The sequence below is a fragment of the Moorella mulderi DSM 14980 genome, assembly GCF_001594015.1.
Classification (GTDB): Bacteria; Bacillota; DSM-521; order Neomoorellales; family Neomoorellaceae; genus Neomoorella; species Neomoorella mulderi.
Genome location: NZ_LTBC01000059.1, coordinates 1 through 691 on the forward strand (window position 1 = coordinate 1; position 691 = coordinate 691).

Here is a 691-nt window from a genome sequence, read left to right on the forward strand (position 1 = left end):
TTCGCCCCGTGAAGCACCCAGTTGGCCATTGTCTGCCGGGACAGTTCAATCCCCAAACCTTTAAACTGCTGCTCCTGGCGGTAGAGGGGTAACCCCGCCCCGTATTTCTGGGTCATAATGTAGGCCAGGAGGGAGGGAGATACAGGGCTCCCGGGAAGTACAGGAGCCGGAATAGGTGCCGTGATAACGGGAGTGGTTATCTCTTCCCGCTCGCAGCGGCGGCAGGAATAGACGTAGCGCACATGTTTAACCACTTTCACCTGGGCCGGGATGACCTTAAGTTCCTGCCGCACCTCGGTGCTCATCTCATGCAGGGGACCGCCGCAGCACGGGCAGACCCGTTCTTCTTCCGGCAGGCGGTGCTCTACTACTTCTACCGGCAGGTCTTCCAGGTTCATCTCCCGGCGGCTGCGCCCTTTGCGGCGCTGGTAGGTGATGGTTTCCAAATCGGGTTCAGGCGCCTCCGGCCGGGCTTCCGCTTCCGCTTCGTTAAAAAGTAAAAGCTGCTCTTCTTCTAAAGGCCTGGTTCGTTCGCTGGAAACACCGAATTGCCGCTTCTTGCTTAAACGGAACTGCTCCATAAACCAGTTTAGCTTGGCGGTCAGTTCGGCATTTTGTTGTTCCAGCTGCATACATTGCTCTTCCAGCTGCAGGCAGCGGCTTTGCAGCTCTTCTATGGTCATGGCGGCGA

General features: G+C 57.5%; 1 protein-coding gene. It reads right to left on the reverse strand.

Going from position 1 to position 691, the window contains the following annotated elements; genetic code table 11:
* Nucleotides 1-691: IS66 family transposase zinc-finger binding domain-containing protein (locus tag MOMUL_RS15235; RefSeq protein WP_201786544.1), on the reverse strand; the 691-nt coding region annotated here is incomplete at both ends.